The sequence below is a fragment of the Streptomyces sp. NBC_00637 genome, from assembly GCF_045161545.1.
Lineage (GTDB): Bacteria > Actinomycetota > Actinomycetes > Streptomycetales > Streptomycetaceae > Streptomyces.
In genome coordinates, this window is sequence record NZ_CP109046.1 from 7,320,035 (window position 1) to 7,339,513 (window position 19,479).

Sequence of the window (19,479 nt, forward strand, 5' to 3'; positions counted from 1 at the left end):
GCACTCACAGCCGCACGATCACCAGCGCCGTGTCGTCGGTCGCGCCCCCGGGCGGCAGCAGCTCCAGCAGGACGGCGTCGGCGAGGGTCTCCGGGTCCGCCTCCCGGTGGCGGGCGAGGGCGTCGGCGAGTCGGGCGAGACCCGTGTCGATGTCCTCGTGCCGCCGTTCCACGAGTCCGTCGGTGTACAGGGCGAGGGTGGCGCCGCTGTCGTAGGCGGTGCGGGCCTGGGGCCGGCGGACCGGCGTGGGCCGGGCGTCGAGCGGGGGGTCGGTGGCCCGGTCGAGGAACTCCACCCGGCCGTCGGTGTGGACGAGCACGGGCGGGGGGTGCCCGGCGCTGCTGTAGGTGATGGTGTGGTGGTCGAAGTCGATGAAGGTGGTGACCGCGGTGGCCGATTCGGCGCCGTCCACGACATGCGCGTACCGCCCCAGGACGTTCAGCGCCTCGGCCGGGCCCGCGGCGACCCGGGAGGCCGCGCTGAGCGCGCTGCGCAGCTGGCCCATCACCCCTGCGGCCTCCAGACCGTGCCCGACGACGTCGCCGACCGACACGCCGATACGGTTGCCGCCGACCAGGTCCACCAGGTCGTACCAGTCCCCGCACACGTTGAGCGCGCCGACCGCCGGGCGGTAGCGCACGGCCGCCCGGTGGTGTCCGACCTGCCGGCCGGCGGGCAGCATCGCCTCCTGAAGGGCGAGGGCCACCTCGCGTTCACGGGCGTGGGCCAGCCGCAGCCGCTCGTTGAGTTCCTGGAGTTCACGGGCGCGGGTGTACAGCTCGGCCTCCAGGACGCGGCCCCGGCTGCCCCCCCGCGCTCCGTCCCCGTGTGTCTTGTCCCCGCCCGTGCCGCGGCGGCCGCGGGCCCGGATCAGCTCGGTGACCTCCTCGACCCGGTGCACCAGCAGCACCACCGAGCCGTCCCGTCCGTGCACGGGCGCGTTGACGGGGCTCCAGTAGCGCTCGTCCCACTCGCCGGGCCGCTCGGTCGACTCGACGTCGTAGCGCTGGAGCGCCATCGCTTCCCGTTCACCGGTGGCCAGTACCCGGTGCAGCGAGGCCGCCAGGTTGCGCATGCCGCTCGCGGCACCGTCGTTCGGGTTGTCGGGGAAGACCTCGAAGAGGTGCCGGCCGATCAGTTGCTCGCGCTTGCGGCCCGACCCCCGCAGGTACTCCCTGTTGACGTCGGCGTACAGCAGCTCGGGCGTCAGCAGCGCCACCATGCCGGGCAGTGCTTGGAACACCGCCGCGTAGTCGATCGCCGTGTCGTTCATGGCCGCGCCCCATCTGCCGGTCTCGCGTCATTTTCTCATGTCATGTGACGAGATGAGGTGACTTGCCTGGTTCTGCGGTCACACACCGGGATCCGTGAGTGACTGCTCGGCCCAGATGATCTTGCCTTCGGGGAGAAACCGGGTGCCCCACCGCTGGGTGACCTGGGAGACCAGCAGCAGGCCGCGGCCGCCCTCGTCGGTGGCGCGCGGATGGCGCAGGTGGGGGGCGGTGGTGCCGCCGTCGAAGACCTCGCAGACCAGGGTGCGCTCACGGATCAGCCGCAGCCGGATCGGTCCGGTGGCATACCGGATGGCATTGGTGACCAGCTCGCTCACGACCAGCTCGGTGGTGAACGACAGATCCGTCAGACCCCACTCCGCCAGCCGCCGGCTCGCCGTCTTGCGGGCCTCGGCCACCGCCACCGGGTCTGCGGGCAGCTCCCAGTCGGCGACCCGGTCCGCGGCCAGCCGGCGGGTCCGGGCCATCAGCAGGGCCACGTCGTCGTACGGACGCGCCGGGACGAGAGCGTCGATCACCGTCCCGCAGCGCAGTTCGAGCGTGTCCGCCGACTGCTCCAGGGCCTGCCGCAGCCGGTCCCGGTCGGTGTCCAGCGCCCACCGCTCGCCCCGGGCCAGCAGGCCGTCGGTGTGCAGCGCCAGCGTGCTGCCCTCCGGCAGGGTCACCTCGGCCGACTCGAACGGCGGCCCGCCCGCGCCGAGCGGCGGCCCCTGCGGCAGTTCGAGGAACGTGACGGTGCCGTCGGGCAGGACGACGGCCGGGGCGGGATGCCCGGCCGCGGCCATCACACACCGCCCGTCGACGGGGTCGTAGACGACGTACACGCACGCGGTGCCCACCGTCTGGGCGCCTCCCGTCCGCGGTTCGGGCGGCTCGGTCTCCGCGGCCATGCCCTCCTCGTCGTCCATCCGGGTGACCAGGTCGTCGAGGTGCGCCAGGATCTCCTCGGGCGGCAGGTCCAGGGCGGCCAGGGTGCGCACGGCGGTCCGTACGCGCCCCATGGCCGCGGCCGCGTCGATACCGTGTCCGGGCACCTCGCCGACGACCAGCGCCACCCGCGCCCCCGACAGCGGGATCAGGTCGTACCAGTCGCCGCCGAGCCCGGTCAGCTCGTCGGCCGGCCGGTAACAGGCGGCCACCTCGACCGCGTCCTGCTCGGGCAGCCGGCGGGGAAGCAGATTGCGCTGGAGTACCAGGGCCGCGTCGCGTTCGCGCGTGTAGCGGCGGGCGTTGTCCACGCAGACGGCCGCCCGGGAGACGAGGTCCTCGGCCAGGACCAGATCGTCCTCGCCGAACGGTTCGTGCCGGTGGCGGCGCAGGAACGTGGTCACGCCGAGGGTGACGCCGCGCGCCCGGACCGGCACGATCAGGGCGCTGGGCGGCTCGGACTCGGCCGGCAGACTCGCGACCCACTCCTCGGTGACCGGGTCGAGGGGATCCAGGGGGTCGAGCCGTTCGACCCGCCAGGGCCGCCCGTCGACCAGACAGCGCACGGCGGGCGAGCCGGCCCGGTGCACGACCTCGCGGGCGCCGCTCGCGTTCCCGGGACCGCCGGTCGCCCGCCGCCCCGCCCGGCGCAGGGTGACGGAGCCGTCCGCGTCGTCCCACGCCTGGCCCGGGGTGGGCTCCGCGCCCCGCAGTACCCGCTCCAGCAGATCCACGGTGACGAGGTCCGCGAACCCCGGCACCGCCACGTCCGCCAGCTCCTGGGCGGTCCGGGTGATGTCCAGGCTGCGGCCGATGCGCCGGCCGGCCCGGTCGAGCAGGGCGAGCCGCTGTCGGGCGCGGTGCCGCTCGGTCATGTCCACGACCGTGTAGTAGACGCCCATGGGGTGGCCGCGGTCGTCGTTCAGGCGCGTGAACGACAGCATGTGCGCCGTCTCGCGGTGCGGTGCCGCCCGCACCCGCCCCACGAGGTCGTAGCCGAGGACGGGTTCGCCGGTCGCCAGCACCCGTCGCATCTGGGCCTCGATCGCCTCCGAGTCCAGCCCCGGCTGGACCTCGGCCAGCCGCAGCCCCAGCCGGTGCTCGGGCCGACCGCCGCCGAACTGGGCCAGGGCCGCGTTCGACCACACGAAACGCAGGTCGGTGTCGACCATCGCGATCCCGATGGGGGAGCCGCCGACCATCTGCTCCAGCACCGCCCGGCTCATGTCCCAGCCGGAGGCGTCGGCCATCTCGTTCAGCAGCACCAGCCACTGGGAGCCGCCGCCGGGTGCCCGGGCCGAGGTGATCCGCGCCATGACGGACACCGGCCGTCCGTCCCGGCGTCGGGCGGACAGCAGCCCCGCCCAGCCGCCGTCCCGACGGCACCGGTCCATGACGTCCGGGAGCCGTCCGGCGTCCCCGTGGCCGAGCAGCCCGGCCAGCTCCCCGCCCACCGCCTCGGCGGCCGGATATCCCAGCAGGCGCTCGGCCTCACCGGTCCAGCTCGTCACCACCCCCCGGGTGTCGAGCAGCAGGGGGGCGGTGTCCGCCACGTCGAACCACCGGCGGGCAACGCCGTCCTCGTCGTCTGTGCCCACGGCCGACCTCTCTGTCGCTGAGAGTGGTCTACCACCTCCTGACTCAATCATCACCCTGCCTGCACGGCAGCGGCCGAGCCACCCGGGAGACGGGTGCCGCGCGCCGGCGCGGCCGGGTATCCGCGCCCCTCGCGGGGCGGGGCCCCTCAGATGTCCCGCGTCAGCACGCCCTCCAGGGTGGCCAGCGCCGAGACCAGTTCCTCACCGGTGATCGTCAGCGGCGGCGCGAGCCGGATGGTCGAGCCGTGGGTGTCCTTGACCAGGACGCCCTCCCGCATGAGGCGCTCGCTCACCTCGCGGCCGGTGCCCAGCGCCGGGTCGACGTCGACGCCCGCCCACAGCCCGCGCGCCCGGAAGCCGACGACGCCCTTGCCGACCAGCCCGGCCAGTCCGTCCCGCAGGACGGCGCCCAGCTCGGTCGCCCGGCGCTGGAACTCACCCGTCTCCAGCAGTTCCACCACCGCCGTGCCGACGGCGGCGGCCAGCGGATTGCCGCCGAACGTCGACCCGTGCTCGCCCGGCCGCAGCACCGACAGCACCTCCCGCCGGGCCACCACCGCGGACACCGGCACGATCCCGCCGCCCAGCGCCTTGCCGAGCAGCAGCACGTCGGGAACGACCCCCTCGTGCTCCACGGCGAGCGTCCGCCCGGTACGGCCGAGCCCGGACTGGATCTCGTCCGCGATGAACAGGCAGTTCCGGCGGCGGGTCAGCTCCCGTACCCCGGCCAGATAGCCGTCGTCGGGGATGACGACGCCCGCCTCGCCCTGGATCGGTTCGATCAGGACCGCCGCCGTCGTCTCGTCGACGGCCGTCTCCAGCGCGGCCAGGTCGTTGTACGGCACGATCCGGAAGCCCGGTGTGAACGGCCCGAAGCCCGCCCGAGCCGTCTCGTCCGTCGAGAAGCTCACGATCGTCGTCGTACGGCCGTGGAAGTTCTCGGCGGCCACCACGATCGTCGCCCGGTCGGCGGGTACGCCCTTCACCTCGTAGGCCCACTTGCGGGCCACCTTGATGCCGCTCTCGACCGCCTCCGCGCCCGTGTTCATCGGCAGGACCATGTCCAGGCCGGTCAGCTCCGCGAGCCGCTCGGCGAACTCGGCGAGGCGGTCGTTGTGGAACGCGCGGGAGGTGAGGGTGAGGCGGTCCAGCTGGCGGTGGGCCGCCTCGATCAGCAGGGGGTGCCGATGGCCGAAGTTGAGGGCGGAGTATCCGGCCAGCATGTCGAGGTAGCGGCGGCCCTCGACGTCCTGCACCCAGGCGCCCTCGGCGCTCGCGACGACGACGGGCAGCGGATGGTAGTTGTGCGCGAGGACGGGCTCCTCGGCGCGGATCAGATCGGCGGAGGTGCGCGTCGGGACGACGGGTGCGGTCATGAGCGGATCTCCTGCGTGCAGCATTTGATGCCACCGCCGGCCTTCTGGAACTCCGAGAGGTCGACGGGGACGGGGACATAGCCGCGCTCGGTGAGACGGGAGGCGAGGGCCTCGGCCCGGGGCGCGATGAACACGTGGCGCCCGTCGGAGACCGAGTTCAGACCGAACACCATGGCGTCGTCGCGGGTGGCGAGCACCGCGTCCGGATACAGCCGGGCGAGCACCTCGCGGCTGCCGGAGGAGAACGCCTCCGGGTAGTACGCGATGTTGTCGTCGTCGAGGACGAACAGCGCCGTGTCCAGGTGGTAGAAGTTCGGGTCCACCAGGGTCAGGCTGATCACCGGGTGACCGAAGAACTCCTGCACCTCCCGGTGGGCCTCACGGGTGGTCCGGAAGCCGGTGCCGGCCAGCACGTACCGGCCCGTCCACACCAGGTCGCCCTCGCCCTCGCAGACGGACACCGGCCGGTGGACCTCGTAGCCCGCCGACTTGAACCAGGTGTCGTAGTGGACGGACTCGGGCCGCCGCTCGGGCGCGTGGAACAGGGAGCCGAAGACCCGGCCCGCCACCACGACCGCCGAGTTCGCGGCGAAGACCATGTCCGGCAGACCGGGGGCCGGCTCCACGGTGTCCACGGTGTGGCCGTGGGCCCGGTAGGCGCGGATCAGGGCCTGCCACTGCTCCTGGGCGAGGTCGACGTCGACGGGGCTGTCGGGACGCATCCAGGGATTGATCGCGTACTGCACGGCGAAGTGTCTGGGTTCGCAGACGAGGAAGCGCCGAGGGCGCCGCACACGGGTTTCGGTCACAGAGAGGTACCTCCACCTTTCCTGTTTCCTACGGAGGCGACGGGGGTTGACACCAAGGTAGGAACTGACCGGGACGCCCGACAAGGAACAAGCATTGCGTGTCGACGCAGGAATGCTGCGTGAATCCCCTGGTCAACGCAGGTTCACTGCGCCCGCGCAGGTTTATTCGGGCGCGGGCTGACTCGCCCCGGCCTCCGGGCTGTCCGGCAGCAGATGGGACAGCACCATCACGCTGATCGTCTTGCGGATGAACGGCTCGGCCCTGATGCGCTCCAACACGTTCTCGAAGTGCTCCACGTCCCGCGCCCGCACGTGCAGCAGCGCGTCCGCCCCGCCCGTCACCGTCATCGCCGCGGTGATCTCCGGATGATTGCGCGCCACCTCCGCGAGCCGTCTGGGGGGCGCGGCGCCCTCGCAGTACACCTCCACGTACGCCTCCGTGCGCCAGCCCAGCGCCGACGGCTGCACGGTGGCCGTGAACCCCGTGATCACCCCGGTCTCCCGCAGCCGGTCCACCCGGCGCTTGACCGCCGTCGAGGACAGCCCGACGGCCGTCCCGATCTCGGCGAAGCTCGTCCTGGCGTTCGCCATCAGAGCGGTGACGATCTTCCGGTCGAGCTCGTCGAAAGGGGCGGGCGCGCTGTTCATGCGGGCACTGTATCCAGCGCGTACGTCCACACCCCCGCACATGTCCAGCCGTGCGGATCGCCCCTACACTCCACGTTCATGCTGCGCGCCCTCGCCGTCGACGACGAACGCCCCTCGCTGGAGGAGCTGCTCTACCTGCTCACCGCGGACCCCCGGATCGGCACCGTGGAGGGCGCGGGCGACGCGACCGAGGCGCTGCGTCGTATCAACCGTGCCCTGGAGTCCGGCCCCGACGGCCCCGAGGCCATCGACGTGGTCTTCCTGGACATCCAGATGCCCGGCCTCGACGGCCTCGACCTCGCCCGCCTCCTCACCGGCTTCGCGCGGCCGCCGCTGGTCGTGTTCGTCACCGCCCACGAGGACTTCGCCGTCCAGGCCTTCGACCTCAAGGCCGTCGACTACGTCCTCAAACCCGTCCGCAAGGAACGCCTCGCCGAGGCGGTGCGCCGCGCCGTCGAGCTCAGAGCCGCCGAACGGCGCGGAGCCGCCCCGCGGATCCCCGTGCATGAGCCCGACCCGGACCACATACCCGTCGAACTGGGCGGTGTGACCCGGTTCGTCGCCGTCGACGACATCACCCACGTCGAGGCCCAGGGCGACTACGCCCGGCTGCACACCGAGCGGGGCAGCCACCTGGTGCGGATCCCGCTGTCCACCCTGGAGGAGCGCTGGCGGGCCCGCGGCTTCGTCCGCATCCACCGCCGCCACCTCGTCGCCCTGCGCCACATAGGCGAACTCCGCCTGGACGCGGGCACGGTGAGCGTCCTGGTCGGCGGCGAGGAACTCCAGGTCAGCCGCCGCCACGCCCGCGAACTGCGGGACCTGCTGATGAGGAGGCCCTGACCGTGCCCCACCAGGACCCCGCCGAACGGCGTGTCGTCGTCACCGGCCCCGCACGCCGCACCCGGCGCGCCTCCGGGTACTACCGGCCGCGCACCGAGATCGACGAGCAGACCACCCTCGGCCACACCTATGTCCGCTCCCTGATGCGCTCCCAACTGCGGGCCGCCCTCGCGGTCTTCGCCGTCCTCACGCTGCTCGTGGGCCCGCTGCCGCTGCTCTTCGCGGCGATGCCCGACGCCCGCCGCCTCGAATGGGCCGTCCTCGGCTTCTGCCTCTACGCCCCGCTGGTCCTGCTCGCCCGCTGGTACGTGCGCCGCGCCGAACGCAACGAGCGGGACTTCGTGCGTCTGGTCGAGGACCGATGAACTCGGCCTTCGCCGTCCCCGCCGTCGCGCTCGTCGTCGTCGCGACCGTCCTCGTCGGCGCGTTCGGCCTGCGCATCTCCCGCACCACCTCCGACTTCTATGTCGCCTCCCGCACCGTCGGCCCGCGCCTCAACGCGGCCGCCATCAGCGGCGAATACCTCTCCGCCGCCTCCTTCCTCGGCATCGCGGGCCTGGTCCTGGTCCAGGGGCCCGACATGCTCTGGTACCCGGTCGGCTACACCGCCGGCTACCTGGTGCTGCTGCTCTTCGTCGCCGCCCCGCTGCGCCGCTCCGGCGCCTACACGCTCCCCGACTTCGCCGAGGCCCGCCTCGCCTCCCAGTCGTCCCGGCGGCTCGCGGGCGCCTTCGTCGTGGGCGTCGGATGGCTCTACCTGCTGCCCCAACTCCAGGGAGCCGGGCTGACGTTGACCGTCCTGACCGGGGCCCCCGACTCGCTGGGCGGACTGATCGTGGCGGTCGTCGTCACCGCGACCGTCGCCGCGGGCGGCATGCGCAGCATCACCTTCGTGCAGGCCTTCCAGTACTGGCTCAAGCTCACCGCGCTCCTCGTCCCCGCCCTCTTCCTGGTCCTCGCCTGGCAGGGCGACGGCGCGCCCCGCGACGCCTTCGGGGAACCGGCCACCTTCCGCGACCAGCGCGTCGTCCGGGTGGACGACACGCTCGACCTGCGACTGGACCGCCCCCTGACCGTGACGGTGGACGGCACGATCGACGGCCGCCCGCACGAGGAAGCCGTGCTCCGGCTCCCCGTCGGCACCCACCACATCGAGCGGGGCACGCGTCTCACCTTCGCCGGGGGCACCGCCGTCCCCGTCGCCGAGCGCGGCAGCAGCGGCGGCATGTCCACCTCCCTCGCCGCCGGCCGCGAGGAACGCCCCCTGTACGCCACCTACGGTCTGATCCTCGCGACCTTCCTCGGCACCATGGGCCTGCCGCACGTCGTCGTCCGCTTCTACACCAGCCCGCACGGGGTCGCCGCCCGCCGCACCACGGTCGCCGTCCTCGCCCTGATCGGCGCCTTCTACCTGCTGCCGCCCGTCTACGGCGCCCTGGGCCGCCTCTACGCCCCCGAACTGGCCCTCGGCGGTGACGCCGACGCGGCCGTGCTGCTGCTGCCCGGCCGGGTGATCGGCGGCCTCGGCGGGGACCTGCTCGGCGCGCTGGTCGCCGGGGGAGCCTTCGCCGCCTTCCTGTCCACCGCGTCCGGGCTGACGCTGGCCGTCGCGGGCGTGCTCACCCAGGACGTCCTGCCCACCCGCGGCGTACGCCACTTCCGGCTGGGCACCGGGCTCGCCATGGCCGTACCCTGCGCCGCGAGCCTGCTGGTGGGCGGGCTGCCGGTGGCCGACGCGGTCGGGCTGGCCTTCGCGGTGTCGGCGTCGTCCTTCTGCCCGCTCCTCGTCCTCGGCATCTGGTGGCGGCGCCTGACCCCGCCCGGCGCGGCCGCCGGGATGCTGGTGGGCGGCGGTTCGGCGTTCCTCGCCGTCGCCGCGACCATGGCGGGCTTCCCCGGCACGGGCGGGCTGCACGCGCTGCTCGCCTGGCCCGCGCTGTGGTCCGTACCGCTCGGCTTCCTCACCATGATCCTGGTGTCGCTGGCCACCCCGGGGCGGGTCCCGGCCGGCACGGCGGCGATCCTGGCCCGGTTCCACCTGCCCGAGGAACTGCTCACGGAAGAGCTGCGGGCGGCGGAGGCGAAGGCATGAGCGGGTTCCTGGCGGGCGTCTGCATCGCGATACTGCCCTTCCTCGCCGCGGGCTTCTGGCTGGGCCGCCGCACCGCACGCCCCGAGAACCTCGGCGGTCTGGGCACCCCCGTCGAGCACGCCACCTTCGAGACCCTGCACACCGCCTCGCTCGCCGCGCCCCCGCTCCGGGCGGGCCTGACCGAGGAGACGGCCCGCAGATCGGCCCGCAGACTGCGCACCCTGCTCGGCACGGACGCGCTGTGCCTGACCGACGAGACGCGGGTGCTCGTCTGGGACGGCGTCGGGTCACACCACCGGTCCGAGATCATGGAACGGCTGGCCGGCCCCCTGGAGAGCGGCCGGGGCGAGGCCTTCCGGCTCACCTGCGAACACGCCGACTGCCCCGTCCGCTGGGCCGTTCTCGCCCCGCTCACCGTCGACGACCGGGTGCACGGCGTCCTCGTGGCCTGCGCGCCCCGCGAGTCGGCCGTCCTGGTCCGGGCGGCCGGCGAGGTGGCCCGATGGGTGAGCGTCCAGCTGGAGCTCGCGGACCTCGACCAGTCCCGTACGAAGCTGATCGAGGCGGAGATCAAGGCCCTGCGCGCGCAGATCTCCCCGCACTTCGTCTTCAACTCGCTCGCGGTGATCGCGTCGTTCGTCCGCACCGACCCCGAGCGCGCCCGCGAGCTGCTCCTGGAGTTCGCCGACTTCACCCGCTACTCGTTCCGCAGGCACGGCGACTTCACCACCCTCGCCGACGAGCTGCACGCCATCGACCACTACCTGGCGCTGGTCCGGGCCCGCTTCGGCGACCGGCTGGCCCTCACCCTCCAGATAGCCCCGGAGGTCCTCCCGGTGGCCCTGCCCTTCCTCTGCCTCCAGCCGCTCGTCGAGAACGCCGTCAAGCACGGGCTGGAGGGCAAGGCCGACAAGTGCCATATCCAGATCACCGCGCAGGACGCCGGCGCCGAGGCCCTGGTGGTGATCGAGGACGACGGCGCCGGCATGGACCCGGTCGCGCTGCGCCGCATCCTGGCCGGCGAGGTGAGCCCGTCGGGGGGCATCGGCCTGTCCAACGTGGACGACCGGCTCCGCCAGGTGTACGGCGACGACCACGGCCTGGTCATCGAGACGGCCCTGGGGGCGGGGATGAAGATCACCGCCCGGCTGCCGAAGTACCAGCCGGGCGTCCACTCGGCGGCCCGCCTCACCGGTGGCCAGGGCCGGTCCGGGTCATGATCATGGCGAGCGTGATCAGTCCCAGCACGACCCAGCCGAACCACAGCCAGCCGTTGCTGCCGAGCGCCACCGTGTAGGCGGTCACCGCGACGAGTGCGCCGACGGTGAGCACCCCCATGGTCTTCGTGGAACTGTCCGTGGTACCTGCCATCGCGACACCTTCCTCGGGGCCGCCCTCCGCAGGGCGCGTCCCCTCCATGGTGCCCCGGGTTCAGCGCCCGTGTGCGTCGAGCGACGCAAGATAGGCGTTGTACGCCTCCAGCTCCTGGTCGCCGTCACGGTCCGCGGCCCTGTCCTTGCGCTTGGCCTGCCGCTGCTCGGAGCCGTACCACTGGAACAGCAGCGCGATCAGTACCAGCACGGACGGGACCTCGCTGAACGCCCAGGCGATGCCGCCCGCCGCGTTCTGGTCGGAGAGCGCGTCGATGCCGAGCGAGGCGGGCGGGTTCTCGAACGTCTCGACCATCGGCTGCGACGCCATCATCAGCGCGATGCCGAAGAACGCGTGGAACGGCATGCCGGCGAACAGCTCCAGCATCCGCATCAGGTAGCCGGGCCGGTTGGGCCCCGGGTCCACGCCGATGATCGGCCAGAAGAACACCACGCCGACGGCCAGGAAGTGCACCATCATCGCGAGGTGCCCCGCCCTGGAACCCATGAGGAAGTCGAAGATCGGCGTGAAGTACAGCGCGTAGAGGCTCGCGATGAACAGCGGGATGGTGAACGCGGCGTGCGTGATGATCCGCATGTAGCGGCTGTGCAGCAGCATCAGCAGCAGTTCACGCGGCCCCTTGCGGCCCCGGCCGGCGGCGGGCAGCGCGCGCAGCGCCAGCGTCATCGGAGCGCCCAGCAGGATCAGGATCGGCGACAACATGCTGATCACCATGTGCTGCACCATGTGCACGCTGAACATGACCATGCCGTAGTCGTTCAGCCTGGTGCACATGACGAGCCCGATGGTCAGCACACCGACGACGAACGACACGGTCCGCCCCACCGGCCACGCGTCCCCGCGCCGCGCCAGCCGCAGGACACCCCATCCGTACAGCCCCAGCCCCACCAGACAGCCGACGAGGAAGAACGGGTCCGCCGACCACTGAAGACCCCGCCCCAGCGTGAACGGCGGCAGATCCATGGTCATGCCGTGTCCGCTGTGTCCCATGCCGCCGGCTCCTGATTCGTGGGGGGTTGTACGTTTCCTGCCGCCCCAAGACTAGGCGTGCCTGTGGATCATGCGACTGCCGGGGTGGGGCGCGGCGGGGGTCGCCCCGAAGTCCGGTCGAGCCGCTGTGATCCGGGAGGCCGCCTCCGCGAGGTGACGGCCGTGATCTGTCCCCGTCGACACGGGTTACGGGACGGAACCGCCCGCGCGGACCCGTGCGCGGGCCGGTCCGCTACTCGTACCGGTACCTCAGCGAGTCCGCCTCCGCCTGCTCGACGTCGGCGATCGTCAGCTCCGGCATCCGCAGCTGGGCCAGCGTCACCTCGGCCGAGGCCGGCTGGGCGTCCGCCGGCAGCCACTGCTCGGGCTTCCAGGCCGCGCCGCGCAGCAGCGACTTGGGGCAGTGCGGGTAGACCTCCTCGATCCCCACCACCAGCGCACTGGCCGGCGGCTTCCCCACGGCGGTCAGCTGCGACAGCAGCTCCGGGCGGGTGGAGACGACGGCCCGGCCGTTCACCCGCAGGGTGGTGGTCCGCCCCGGGATGACGAACAGCAGCCCGGCCCGCCCGGTGGCGATGACGTTCTGCAGGGTGTCCAGCCGCTTGTTGCCGGTCGCGTCCGGTATCGCCACCGTCCGGGCGTCCAGTACGGCGACGAACCCCGCGGGGCCGCCGCGCGGGGAGACGTCGCAGTTGCCCTCCGCGTCCGCGCTGGCGATCATGACCAGCGAGGAGCAGCCGATCAACTGCCGCGTCTTCTCGGTGAGTTCGGTCATCTGCTTGCGCACGGCCGCCTGGCCGGGCAGTTCGTACACCCGGCGCAGGGCGTCCGGGTCCGGCACGGCGTCGACGCGCAGCGAGTCGAAGGCGCTGCCGGCAAGGGGGGTCGTCATACGTCCGACCCTAACGGGCCGACCTGCGCGTACCGGTGGTCCCGGTCTCCCGCGCGACCGGCCCGGCCGTGCGGACCGTTCGGCGAGGAACCGGCGGGCAAGCGGCCGCCCCCGGTGCCGGAGGCGGCCGGGGGCGGTTCCGGTGACGTGCGCCACCGGACGGACGTCAGCGGTGGCTAGAGGACCGTCTCCGCCTCCGCGTACCGGTCCTCCGGGACGGTCTTGAGCGTGGCGACCGCCTCCGCGAGCGGCGCCATCACGATGTCCGTCCCGCGCAGGGCCGTCATCTTCCCGAACTCGCCCCGGTGCACCGCCTCCACCGCGTGCCAGCCGAAGCGCGTGGCGAGCACCCGGTCGTACGCGGTCGGCGTGCCGCCCCGCTGCACATGCCCGAGGATGACCGGCCGGGCCTCCTTGCCGAGCCGCGACTCCAGCTCGATGGAGAGCTGCCGGGCGATCCCGGCGAACCGCTCGTGCCCGTAGATGTCCTTGGCGCCCTCGTCGAAGGCCATGCTGCCGGCCTTCGGCTTCGCGCCCTCGGCCGCGACGACGATCGCGAACCGCTTGCCCGCCTCGAAACGCTCGCCGACCCGGCGGGCCAGCTCGTCGATGTCGAAGGGCCGTTCCGGTACGACGATGGCGTGGGCGCCGGCCGCCATGCCGGACTGAAGAGCTATCCAGCCGGTGTGGCGTCCCATGACCTCGACGACGAGCACCCGCTGGTGGGACTCGGCGGTGGTCTTCAGCCGGTCCAGGGCCTCCGTCGCGACCCCGACCGCCGTGTCGAAACCGAAGGTGACGTCGGTGACGGCGATGTCGTTGTCGATGGTCTTCGGCACGCCCACGATGGGCAGCCCGCTGTCGTACATCAGCTTCGCCGCCTTGAGCGTGCCCTCACCCCCGATCGGGATGATCGCGTCGAGACCGAGCTCCTCGACATGGCCCCGGGCGCGTTCCACGCCGTCGCGCAGATGCGAGGGCTGGACGCGGGAGGAGCCGAGGATCGTGCCGCCGCGGGCGAGGATGCCGCCCACCGCGTCGAGGTCGAGCTTGAGGTAGTCGCACTCCAGGAGGCCCTTCCAGCCGTCCCGGAAGCCGATGACCTCGTCGCCGTGGTCGGCGACGGCGCGGTGCACGACGGACCGGATGACGGCGTTCAGGCCGGGGCAGTCGCCGCCGGACGTGAGGACACCAATGCGCATAGCCCGAAACAACCTTCTCCACGTGGGCCGGTCCGGACCACATTGTCCGGCTCGAATCCCCGCCACCCTAGCGGCAGGAGGGGGCCGGGCCGAAGCATGCGTCCGCCTGCTGGACGTGCCTGCTCACCTGTGCGGATGTACCGTCAGACGGGCTGCTGACGGCACGCCGGCCATCAGGTGGACACACGGCCCCGCGGGCCGCCGCGCGACGGCGTCCGGGCAGGTCGCGCGGCGGACCGGCTACGCGGGCTGCTGCGCGGCCGAGATGCGCTCGTTGCGGAGCGCCTCGTACCAGCGGTCGTCGATCGGCGGCAGCGCGTTCACGTCGAGCGCCAGCTTCAGCAGCAGGTCCGCGATCAGCGGGTTACGGGCGAGCACCGGGCCGTGCATGTACGTGCCGAACACGGTGTCGTTGTACGCGCCCTCGGTGCCGTCGCCGGTGCCGTTGCCCTTGCCGAGCGAGACGCGGGCGAGCGGGCGGGCGGTCGGGCCGAGGTGGGTGACACCCTGGTGGTTCTCGAAACCGGTCAGCGGGGGCAGCCCGAGACGCGGGTCGATGTCCCCGAGGACGTCGCCGACGCACCGCTCGCCCTCGCCACGCGTCGTCGTCACGTCCAGCAGACCGAGACCGGGCTCACGCTGGCCGAGGTCGTTGACGAACTCATGGCCCAGGATCTGGTAGCCGGCACACACCGCGAACACGATCGCGCCGTTCTGCACCGCCTGGTACAGGTGCCCGTCCCGGCGCAGCCGCTCCGCCGCGAGCCGCTGCGGCCGGTCCTCACCGCCCCCGATGAGGTAGATGTCGCCGGAGGTCGGGATCGGCTGGTCGCTGCGCACGTCGAGGCGCGCCACGTCGAGACCGCGCTGCCGGGCGCGGCGCTCGACGACCAGGGCGTTGCCCTGGTCGCCGTAGGTGCTCAGCAGGTCCGGGTAGATCCACACCAGCCGCAGTTGGTTGTCGCTCATGGAAACGTCCTTAGTGGTCAGTTGCCGACGCGGCGGCGCAGGTCCTGGAACGCGGTGTAGTTCGCGATGACCTCGATCCGGCCCGGCGGCGCCTGCTGCACGGCCTGGTCGAGGTTCTCGCACACCTGGAAGTGCTGGTTGGCGACCTCCAGACGCACCGCGAGGTCCAGCTTCCGGTCACCGACGACGAAGATCGGGTGGCCGGTCAGTCGCGTGTAGTCGACGTCCCACAGCCAGGAAGTGTCGGTGCCGTCGGCACCGCGCGCGTTCACCGAGAGGATCACCGGGGTGGGCGGCGGATCGATCAGGCTGAACGTCTCGAGCCAGCCCGCGGGGTTCTTCGCGAGCAGCAGCCGCAGGTCACGTCCCTGGAACTGGACGACGTCATAGCGCCCGGCGACGGCCTGCACCGCGTACATCCGCTCCAGCGCCACCTGCGGCGGCACCCCGAAGACGGCGGCCACGGCGGCCGAGGAGGCGGCGTTGGCCTTGTTGGCACGGCCCGGCAGCTGGAGGTGGATCGGCCAGGCGGACCCGTGCGGGTCGAGGACGTGGTCCCCGGACAACGCCCAGCTCGGCGTCGGACGCCGGAACCCGCACTCGCCGCAGAACCAGTCGTCGCCGGGCCGCTGCATGACACCGCCGCAGGACGGGCACGACCAGGCGTCGTCCTTCCACATCTGCCCGGCGGCGACCCAGATCACGTTGGGGGAGGAGGACGCGGCCCACACCACCAGCGGGTCGTCGGCGTTCGCGATGACGACGGCCTTCGAACCGGCGAGCCCCTCACGCCAGTTCTCCGCGAGCATGCGGGTCTCGGCGGCGCGGTCCAGCTGGTCGCGGGAGAGGTTGAGCAGCGCGATGCACTTGGGAGCGGTGTCCCGGGCCACGCCCGCGAGGTACTTCTCGTCGACCTCGATCACGCCGTAGCGGGCCTCGGAGCCGCCCGCGAGGGCCGAGGTGATGCCGGCGGGCATGTTGGCGCCGAGCGCGTTGGACACGACCGGCCCGGCGGCACGCAGGGCCTCGGCGATCAGCCGCGTGGTGGTGGTCTTGCCGTTGGTCGCCGAGACGAGGATGACGTCCAGGTTCTGGGCGAGCCGGGCGAGGAGGTCGGGGTCGAGTTTGAGCGCCACCCGGCCGCCGATCACCGAACCGCTGCCGCGCCCCGCGGCGCGCGACGCCGCCGCGACCGCTTTGCCGGCGGTCACGGCGATCTTGGCCCGCGGCGTGAGCGGGTCCGAGTTGCCTGCCATCAGTTCTCGATCCTCCTTGCGTACGCGCCGCGCCTCTGCCGTACGGCAACGTGGTGGGTGGTCAGCCTATCGAGATCCATTCGCACTCCCGAATCCCGGCACCACCTCACGCCCGTGCGCGGCATGCGCGTGTCAGAAAGGACCGTACCCTTGCCGCCATGCGACACGGCTCCATCCCGGGCGCCCACGGGCGCGTCCGGCCCCTCTCCCTGCTCGGTGACCCCGTCCTGCACACCCGCTGCGAGGACGTCACCGACTTCGGTCCCGAACTCGCCCGCCTCGTCGAGGACATGTTCGCCACGATGTACGCGGCTCAGGGCGTGGGCCTCGCCGCGAACCAGGTGGGCGAGCCGCTGCGGGTCTTCGTCTACGACTGCCCCGACGACGAGGACGTCCGCCACCTGGGCCATGTGGTGAACCCCCGCCTGGTGGAGGCGGACGGCATCGTCCTGCGCGGACCGGAGGGCTGTCTGTCCCTGCCGGGTCTGGAGGCGGGGACGGAACGCCACGACCACGCGGTGGTCGAGGGGTTCACGACGACGGGCGAGCCGATCACCGTGCACGGCACGGGATTCTTTGCCAGATGCTTGCAGCACGAGGCGGACCACCTGGACGGCACGGTGTACGCGGACCATGTGACGGGGTGGCGCGGGAGAAGACTGACCCGCCGGATCGCCCGGGCCTCGTGGAGCCGGGGGGCCGGTCCCGCCTAGGCCACCCCGGCGTGCGGGACCGTGTCCCCGTACAGACTGCCGGGCGGGCGCGAGGGCCCACCCGTCCCGCCTTCCGCCCGCCTGCGGGCGTGGGAGTCAGAACCCGGGTCCGCCGAGCTTGTCGCCGGCCGCCGCGAGACGACCCCACAGCAGATCGGCGAGACTGCGCACCAGCTCCGCACGGGTGCAGGGCCGCTCGCCCAGCCACCAGTCCCCGGCCGCGTGCATCATCCCGACGATCCCGTGCCCCCATACCCGGGCCAGCTGCTGGCTGCCGGGTCCGAGGTCCACCCGGTCCTCGATGACCTGGGCCAGCTCCTCGCCCATCCGCCGCAGCAGCGGCGCCGAGTGCTTGCCCACGTCGAAACCCTGCTCGCCCGGCGACCCGTCCGACGGGTGCATCAGGAACCGGTAGACCTGAGGCCGGGCCTCGATCGCGGCGAGGTAGGTGTCCAGCGTGGCCTCGACCCGTTCGCGCCGCTCGGCGGGAGCGTCCAGCGCGGCCCGCAGCGAATCCAGCAGCGCGTCCGTGTGCCGTTTGGCCAGCGCGGCGTAGAGTCCGCCCTTGTCGCCGAAGTGCCGGTAGAGGATCGGTTTGGTGATGCCCGCCTCCGCCGCGATGGCGTTCATCGAGGCCTGCGGGCCGTCGCGCAGCACCACCCGGTCGGCGGCCTCCAGCAGCTCGCGCCTTCGGCGGTCGGCGGACCGCTGTTGCTCGGTCCGCTGCGTGGTGTCCATGAGCTCTCCCCACCCGTGCTGATTCGGTGACGCCTGCGCAAACTAACACCTGGCAGCAGCCTGACATCGAACGGGCCGGGGGGCTCCCCGGCCGCCGGCAGGAGTTGACTTTTCCTACCGACCGGTAACAGACTCGCGTTACCGCTAGTAACAAGCACGTTCCGCCGCTGGAGGGGACATGGCCGAGTTCACCATGGAGCTCAACGACGAACAGAAGGAGGTCCGGGACTGGCTGCACGGCTTCGCGGCCGACGTCATCCGCCCCGCGGCCGCCGAATGGGACGAGCGTGAGGAGACTCCCTGGCCGGTCATCCAGGAGGCCGCGAAGGTCGGCATCTACTCCCTCGACTTCTACGCGCAGCAGTACTTCGACCCCACCGGCCTCGGCATCCCGATGGCCATGGAGGAGCTGTTCTGGGGCGACGCGGGCATCGCGCTGTCGATCGTGGGCACCGGCCTCGCCGCCGTCGGCGTCCTCGCCAACGGGACCGAGGAGCAGATCGGCACCTGGATCCCCCAGATGTACGGCGACGCCAGTGACGTCAAGGTGGCCGCGTTCTGCTCTTCCGAGCCCGACGCCGGTTCCGACGTCGCCTCCCTGCGCACGCGTGCCGTGTACGACGAGGCCAAGGACGAGTGGGTGCTCAACGGCACCAAGACCTGGGCGACCAACGGCGGCATCGCCAACGTCCACGTCGTGGTCGCGGCCGTGGACACCGAACTCGGCTCCAAGGGCCACGCCTCCTTCATCGTCCCGCCGGGCACCCCGGGTCTCGCCCAGGGCCAGAAGTTCAAGAAGCACGGCATCCGCGCCTCGCACACCGCCGAGGTGATCCTCGACAACGTGCGGGTCCCCGGCTCCTGCCTCCTCGGCGGCAAGGAGAAGCTGGACGAGCGGCTGGCACGGGCCCGCGAGCGGGCGAGGACGGGCGGCGAGCGCGTCAAGAACGCGGCGATGGCGACCTTCGAGGCGTCGCGCCCGGCGGTCGGCGCGATGGCCGTCGGCACGGCCCGTGCCGCCTACGAGGTGGCCCTCGACTACGCCAAGACGCGTGAGCAGTTCGGCCGCCCGATCATCGACAACCAGGGCGTCGCCTTCCAGCTCGCGGACATGCGCACCCAGATCGACGCGGCGCGGCTGCTGGTCTGGCGCGCGTCCTGGATGGCGATCAACGGCAAGCCGTTCACCGCCGCCGAGGGCTCGATGTCGAAGCTGTACGCCAGCGAGACGGCGAAGGCGGTCACCGCGCAGGCGATCCAGATCCTCGGCGGCAACGGCTACACCAGGGAGTACCCGGTGGAGCGCATGCACCGCGACGCGGCGATCTATACGATCTTCGAGGGCACGAGCGAGATCCAGCGCCTGGTGATCGCCCGCACGCTGTCGGGGATGCCGATCCGCTAGGACCGGGACGACGGCGTGATCCGGCCCCGGGGGTGCCCCCGGGGCCGTTCTGTCTCGGAACTCAACCGTTGCGGCCGGCCGCAACCCTAGGGCGCGCCCCCGCTGCTGTGCGCGATGCACGCCACGTCGATCCGGTCGGCCAGCTTCGCGAGCTCGATGGTCAACGCGGCGACGGTGTCCTCGTCGAGCCCGTCCGCACCGGCTTCGACGAGATGCAGCCACCGACCGCCCAACGTGCGGAGCAGCTTGCTCACGTCGGACGCGGCCACCTGTAGGGTCCCGCGGTCATCGACGATCAGAGGCAGAGTCACTTCGCGGTTCACATCCGGGATCGTAG

19 protein-coding genes are annotated in these 19,479 nt (G+C 72.4%); 6 read left to right on the forward strand and 13 right to left on the reverse strand.

The genetic code is table 11. The features are described from left to right. Nucleotides 1-4 precede the first annotated feature (4 nt). The 5 genes from OG440_RS32265 to OG440_RS32285 all read right to left on the reverse strand — a co-directional run bounded on the left by OG440_RS32265 (nt 5) and on the right by OG440_RS32285 (nt 6,650). On the reverse strand, nt 5-1,273 hold the full coding sequence (locus OG440_RS32265) for a PP2C family protein-serine/threonine phosphatase (RefSeq protein WP_406010270.1): 1,269 nt from the start codon (nt 1,271-1,273) through the stop codon (nt 5-7). A 78-nt stretch (nt 1,274-1,351) separates the two neighbouring features. Then, nucleotides 1,352-3,817, reverse strand: a complete 2,466-nt coding sequence (locus OG440_RS32270) for a SpoIIE family protein phosphatase (protein WP_406010271.1) — start codon at nt 3,815-3,817, stop codon at nt 1,352-1,354. Nucleotides 3,818-3,963: 146 nt separating this feature from the next. Next, complete coding sequence (rocD, locus tag OG440_RS32275; RefSeq protein WP_406010272.1) at nt 3,964-5,193, reverse strand: ornithine--oxo-acid transaminase; 1,230 nt, start codon at nt 5,191-5,193, stop codon at nt 3,964-3,966. Further along, on the reverse strand, nt 5,190-6,002 hold the full coding sequence (gene ddaH / locus OG440_RS32280; RefSeq protein ID WP_406010273.1) for a dimethylargininase: 813 nt from the start codon (nt 6,000-6,002) through the stop codon (nt 5,190-5,192). Before ddaH ends, rocD begins: the two co-directional genes overlap by 4 nt. A 162-nt stretch (nt 6,003-6,164) precedes the next feature. Then, nucleotides 6,165-6,650 carry an Lrp/AsnC family transcriptional regulator gene (locus OG440_RS32285; protein WP_406010274.1) on the reverse strand — a complete coding sequence of 162 codons (486 nt, stop codon included), beginning with the start codon at nt 6,648-6,650 and terminating at the stop codon, nt 6,165-6,167. Between the two features lie 78 nt (nt 6,651-6,728). Between OG440_RS32285 and OG440_RS32290 the strand changes: the two genes are divergently transcribed. From OG440_RS32290 to OG440_RS32305, 4 genes are read left to right on the forward strand one after another with little or no spacing between them, the layout of a single operon-like run. After that, entirely contained in the window at nt 6,729-7,493 is a 765-nt protein-coding gene (locus tag OG440_RS32290) for a LytR/AlgR family response regulator transcription factor (protein ID WP_406010275.1), read from the forward strand. Next, entirely contained in the window at nt 7,490-7,858 is a 369-nt protein-coding gene (locus OG440_RS32295; protein WP_406011517.1) for a hypothetical protein, read from the forward strand. Before OG440_RS32290 ends, OG440_RS32295 begins: the two co-directional genes overlap by 4 nt. Then, nucleotides 7,855-9,585 carry a cation acetate symporter gene (locus OG440_RS32300; RefSeq protein ID WP_406010276.1) on the forward strand — a complete coding sequence of 577 codons (1,731 nt, stop codon included), beginning with the start codon at nt 7,855-7,857 and terminating at the stop codon, nt 9,583-9,585. The genes OG440_RS32295 and OG440_RS32300 overlap by 4 nt, the downstream gene beginning before the upstream one ends. After that, entirely contained in the window at nt 9,582-10,805 is a 1,224-nt protein-coding gene (locus OG440_RS32305) for a sensor histidine kinase (protein WP_406010277.1), read from the forward strand. Before OG440_RS32300 ends, OG440_RS32305 begins: the two co-directional genes overlap by 4 nt. Here OG440_RS32305 and OG440_RS32310 read toward each other — a convergent pair. The 6 genes from OG440_RS32310 to OG440_RS32335 all read right to left on the reverse strand — a co-directional run bounded on the left by OG440_RS32310 (nt 10,774) and on the right by OG440_RS32335 (nt 16,286). Next, nucleotides 10,774-10,956: a hypothetical protein gene (locus OG440_RS32310; RefSeq protein WP_406010278.1), complete on the reverse strand. Its 183-nt coding sequence runs from the start codon at nt 10,954-10,956 to the stop codon at nt 10,774-10,776. The two genes, OG440_RS32305 and OG440_RS32310, sit on opposite strands and share 32 nt — an antisense overlap. 60 nt (nt 10,957-11,016) lie before the next feature. Next, nucleotides 11,017-11,967, reverse strand: a complete 951-nt coding sequence (locus OG440_RS32315) for a cytochrome c oxidase assembly protein (RefSeq protein WP_406010279.1) — start codon at nt 11,965-11,967, stop codon at nt 11,017-11,019. Nucleotides 11,968-12,199: 232 nt separating this feature from the next. Continuing rightward, nucleotides 12,200-12,859, reverse strand: a complete 660-nt coding sequence (locus OG440_RS32320; RefSeq protein ID WP_406010280.1) for an MSMEG_1061 family FMN-dependent PPOX-type flavoprotein — start codon at nt 12,857-12,859, stop codon at nt 12,200-12,202. A gap of 176 nt (nt 12,860-13,035) precedes the next feature. After that, on the reverse strand, nt 13,036-14,061 hold the full coding sequence (locus OG440_RS32325; protein WP_406010281.1) for a 6-phosphofructokinase: 1,026 nt from the start codon (nt 14,059-14,061) through the stop codon (nt 13,036-13,038). A 240-nt stretch (nt 14,062-14,301) separates the two neighbouring features. Then, nucleotides 14,302-15,030: a type 1 glutamine amidotransferase gene (locus OG440_RS32330; RefSeq protein ID WP_406010282.1), complete on the reverse strand. Its 729-nt coding sequence runs from the start codon at nt 15,028-15,030 to the stop codon at nt 14,302-14,304. A 17-nt stretch (nt 15,031-15,047) separates the two neighbouring features. Further along, complete coding sequence (locus tag OG440_RS32335; protein ID WP_351754785.1) at nt 15,048-16,286, reverse strand: MurT ligase domain-containing protein; 1,239 nt, start codon at nt 16,284-16,286, stop codon at nt 15,048-15,050. A 158-nt stretch (nt 16,287-16,444) separates the two neighbouring features. Here OG440_RS32335 and def point away from each other — a divergent pair, with 158 nt between their 5' ends. After that, a complete protein-coding gene (gene def / locus OG440_RS32340) occupies nt 16,445-16,999 on the forward strand; it encodes a peptide deformylase (protein WP_406010283.1) in 555 nt (184 codons plus the stop codon). 96 nt (nt 17,000-17,095) lie between these two features. Here def and OG440_RS32345 read toward each other — a convergent pair whose 3' ends face one another. Next, nucleotides 17,096-17,737 (reverse strand): TetR family transcriptional regulator, encoded by a 642-nt coding sequence (locus OG440_RS32345; RefSeq protein WP_020131608.1) that lies wholly within the window; start codon nt 17,735-17,737, stop codon nt 17,096-17,098. Nucleotides 17,738-17,915: 178 nt separating this feature from the next. Between OG440_RS32345 and OG440_RS32350 the strand changes: the two genes are divergently transcribed. Beyond that, the gene (locus OG440_RS32350) at nt 17,916-19,142 is read left to right on the forward strand and encodes an acyl-CoA dehydrogenase family protein (protein WP_406010284.1); all 1,227 of its coding nucleotides are present in this window, start codon (nt 17,916-17,918) and stop codon (nt 19,140-19,142) included. 86 nt (nt 19,143-19,228) lie between these two features. Here the strand turns inward: OG440_RS32350 and OG440_RS32355 are convergent, their stop codons facing one another. Continuing rightward, nucleotides 19,229-19,465 (reverse strand): DUF6213 family protein, encoded by a 237-nt coding sequence (locus OG440_RS32355; protein ID WP_406010285.1) that lies wholly within the window; start codon nt 19,463-19,465, stop codon nt 19,229-19,231. Between the last annotated feature and the right edge of the window lie 14 nt (nt 19,466-19,479).

Bases quoted from the DNA above. Each gene is read 5' to 3' on its own strand.
- OG440_RS32265 (WP_406010270.1), bottom strand. From the start codon at position 1,273: ATGAACGACACGGCGATCGACTACGCGGCGGTGTTCCAAGCACTGCCC.
- rocD (WP_406010272.1), bottom strand. From the start codon at position 5,193: ATGACCGCACCCGTCGTCCCGACGCGCACCTCCGCCGATCTGATCCGC.
- OG440_RS32285 (WP_406010274.1), bottom strand. From the start codon at position 6,650: ATGAACAGCGCGCCCGCCCCTTTCGACGAGCTCGACCGGAAGATCGTC.
- OG440_RS32290 (WP_406010275.1), top strand. From the start codon at position 6,729: ATGCTGCGCGCCCTCGCCGTCGACGACGAACGCCCCTCGCTGGAGGAG.
- OG440_RS32300 (WP_406010276.1), top strand. From the start codon at position 7,855: ATGAACTCGGCCTTCGCCGTCCCCGCCGTCGCGCTCGTCGTCGTCGCG.
- OG440_RS32305 (WP_406010277.1), top strand. From the start codon at position 9,582: ATGAGCGGGTTCCTGGCGGGCGTCTGCATCGCGATACTGCCCTTCCTC.
- OG440_RS32310 (WP_406010278.1), bottom strand. From the start codon at position 10,956: ATGGCAGGTACCACGGACAGTTCCACGAAGACCATGGGGGTGCTCACC.
- OG440_RS32315 (WP_406010279.1), bottom strand. From the start codon at position 11,967: ATGGGACACAGCGGACACGGCATGACCATGGATCTGCCGCCGTTCACG.
- OG440_RS32320 (WP_406010280.1), bottom strand. From the start codon at position 12,859: ATGACGACCCCCCTTGCCGGCAGCGCCTTCGACTCGCTGCGCGTCGAC.
- OG440_RS32325 (WP_406010281.1), bottom strand. From the start codon at position 14,061: ATGCGCATTGGTGTCCTCACGTCCGGCGGCGACTGCCCCGGCCTGAAC.
- OG440_RS32330 (WP_406010282.1), bottom strand. From the start codon at position 15,030: ATGAGCGACAACCAACTGCGGCTGGTGTGGATCTACCCGGACCTGCTG.
- OG440_RS32335 (WP_351754785.1), bottom strand. From the start codon at position 16,286: ATGGCAGGCAACTCGGACCCGCTCACGCCGCGGGCCAAGATCGCCGTG.
- def (WP_406010283.1), top strand. From the start codon at position 16,445: ATGCGACACGGCTCCATCCCGGGCGCCCACGGGCGCGTCCGGCCCCTC.
- OG440_RS32345 (WP_020131608.1), bottom strand. From the start codon at position 17,737: ATGGACACCACGCAGCGGACCGAGCAACAGCGGTCCGCCGACCGCCGA.
- OG440_RS32350 (WP_406010284.1), top strand. From the start codon at position 17,916: ATGGCCGAGTTCACCATGGAGCTCAACGACGAACAGAAGGAGGTCCGG.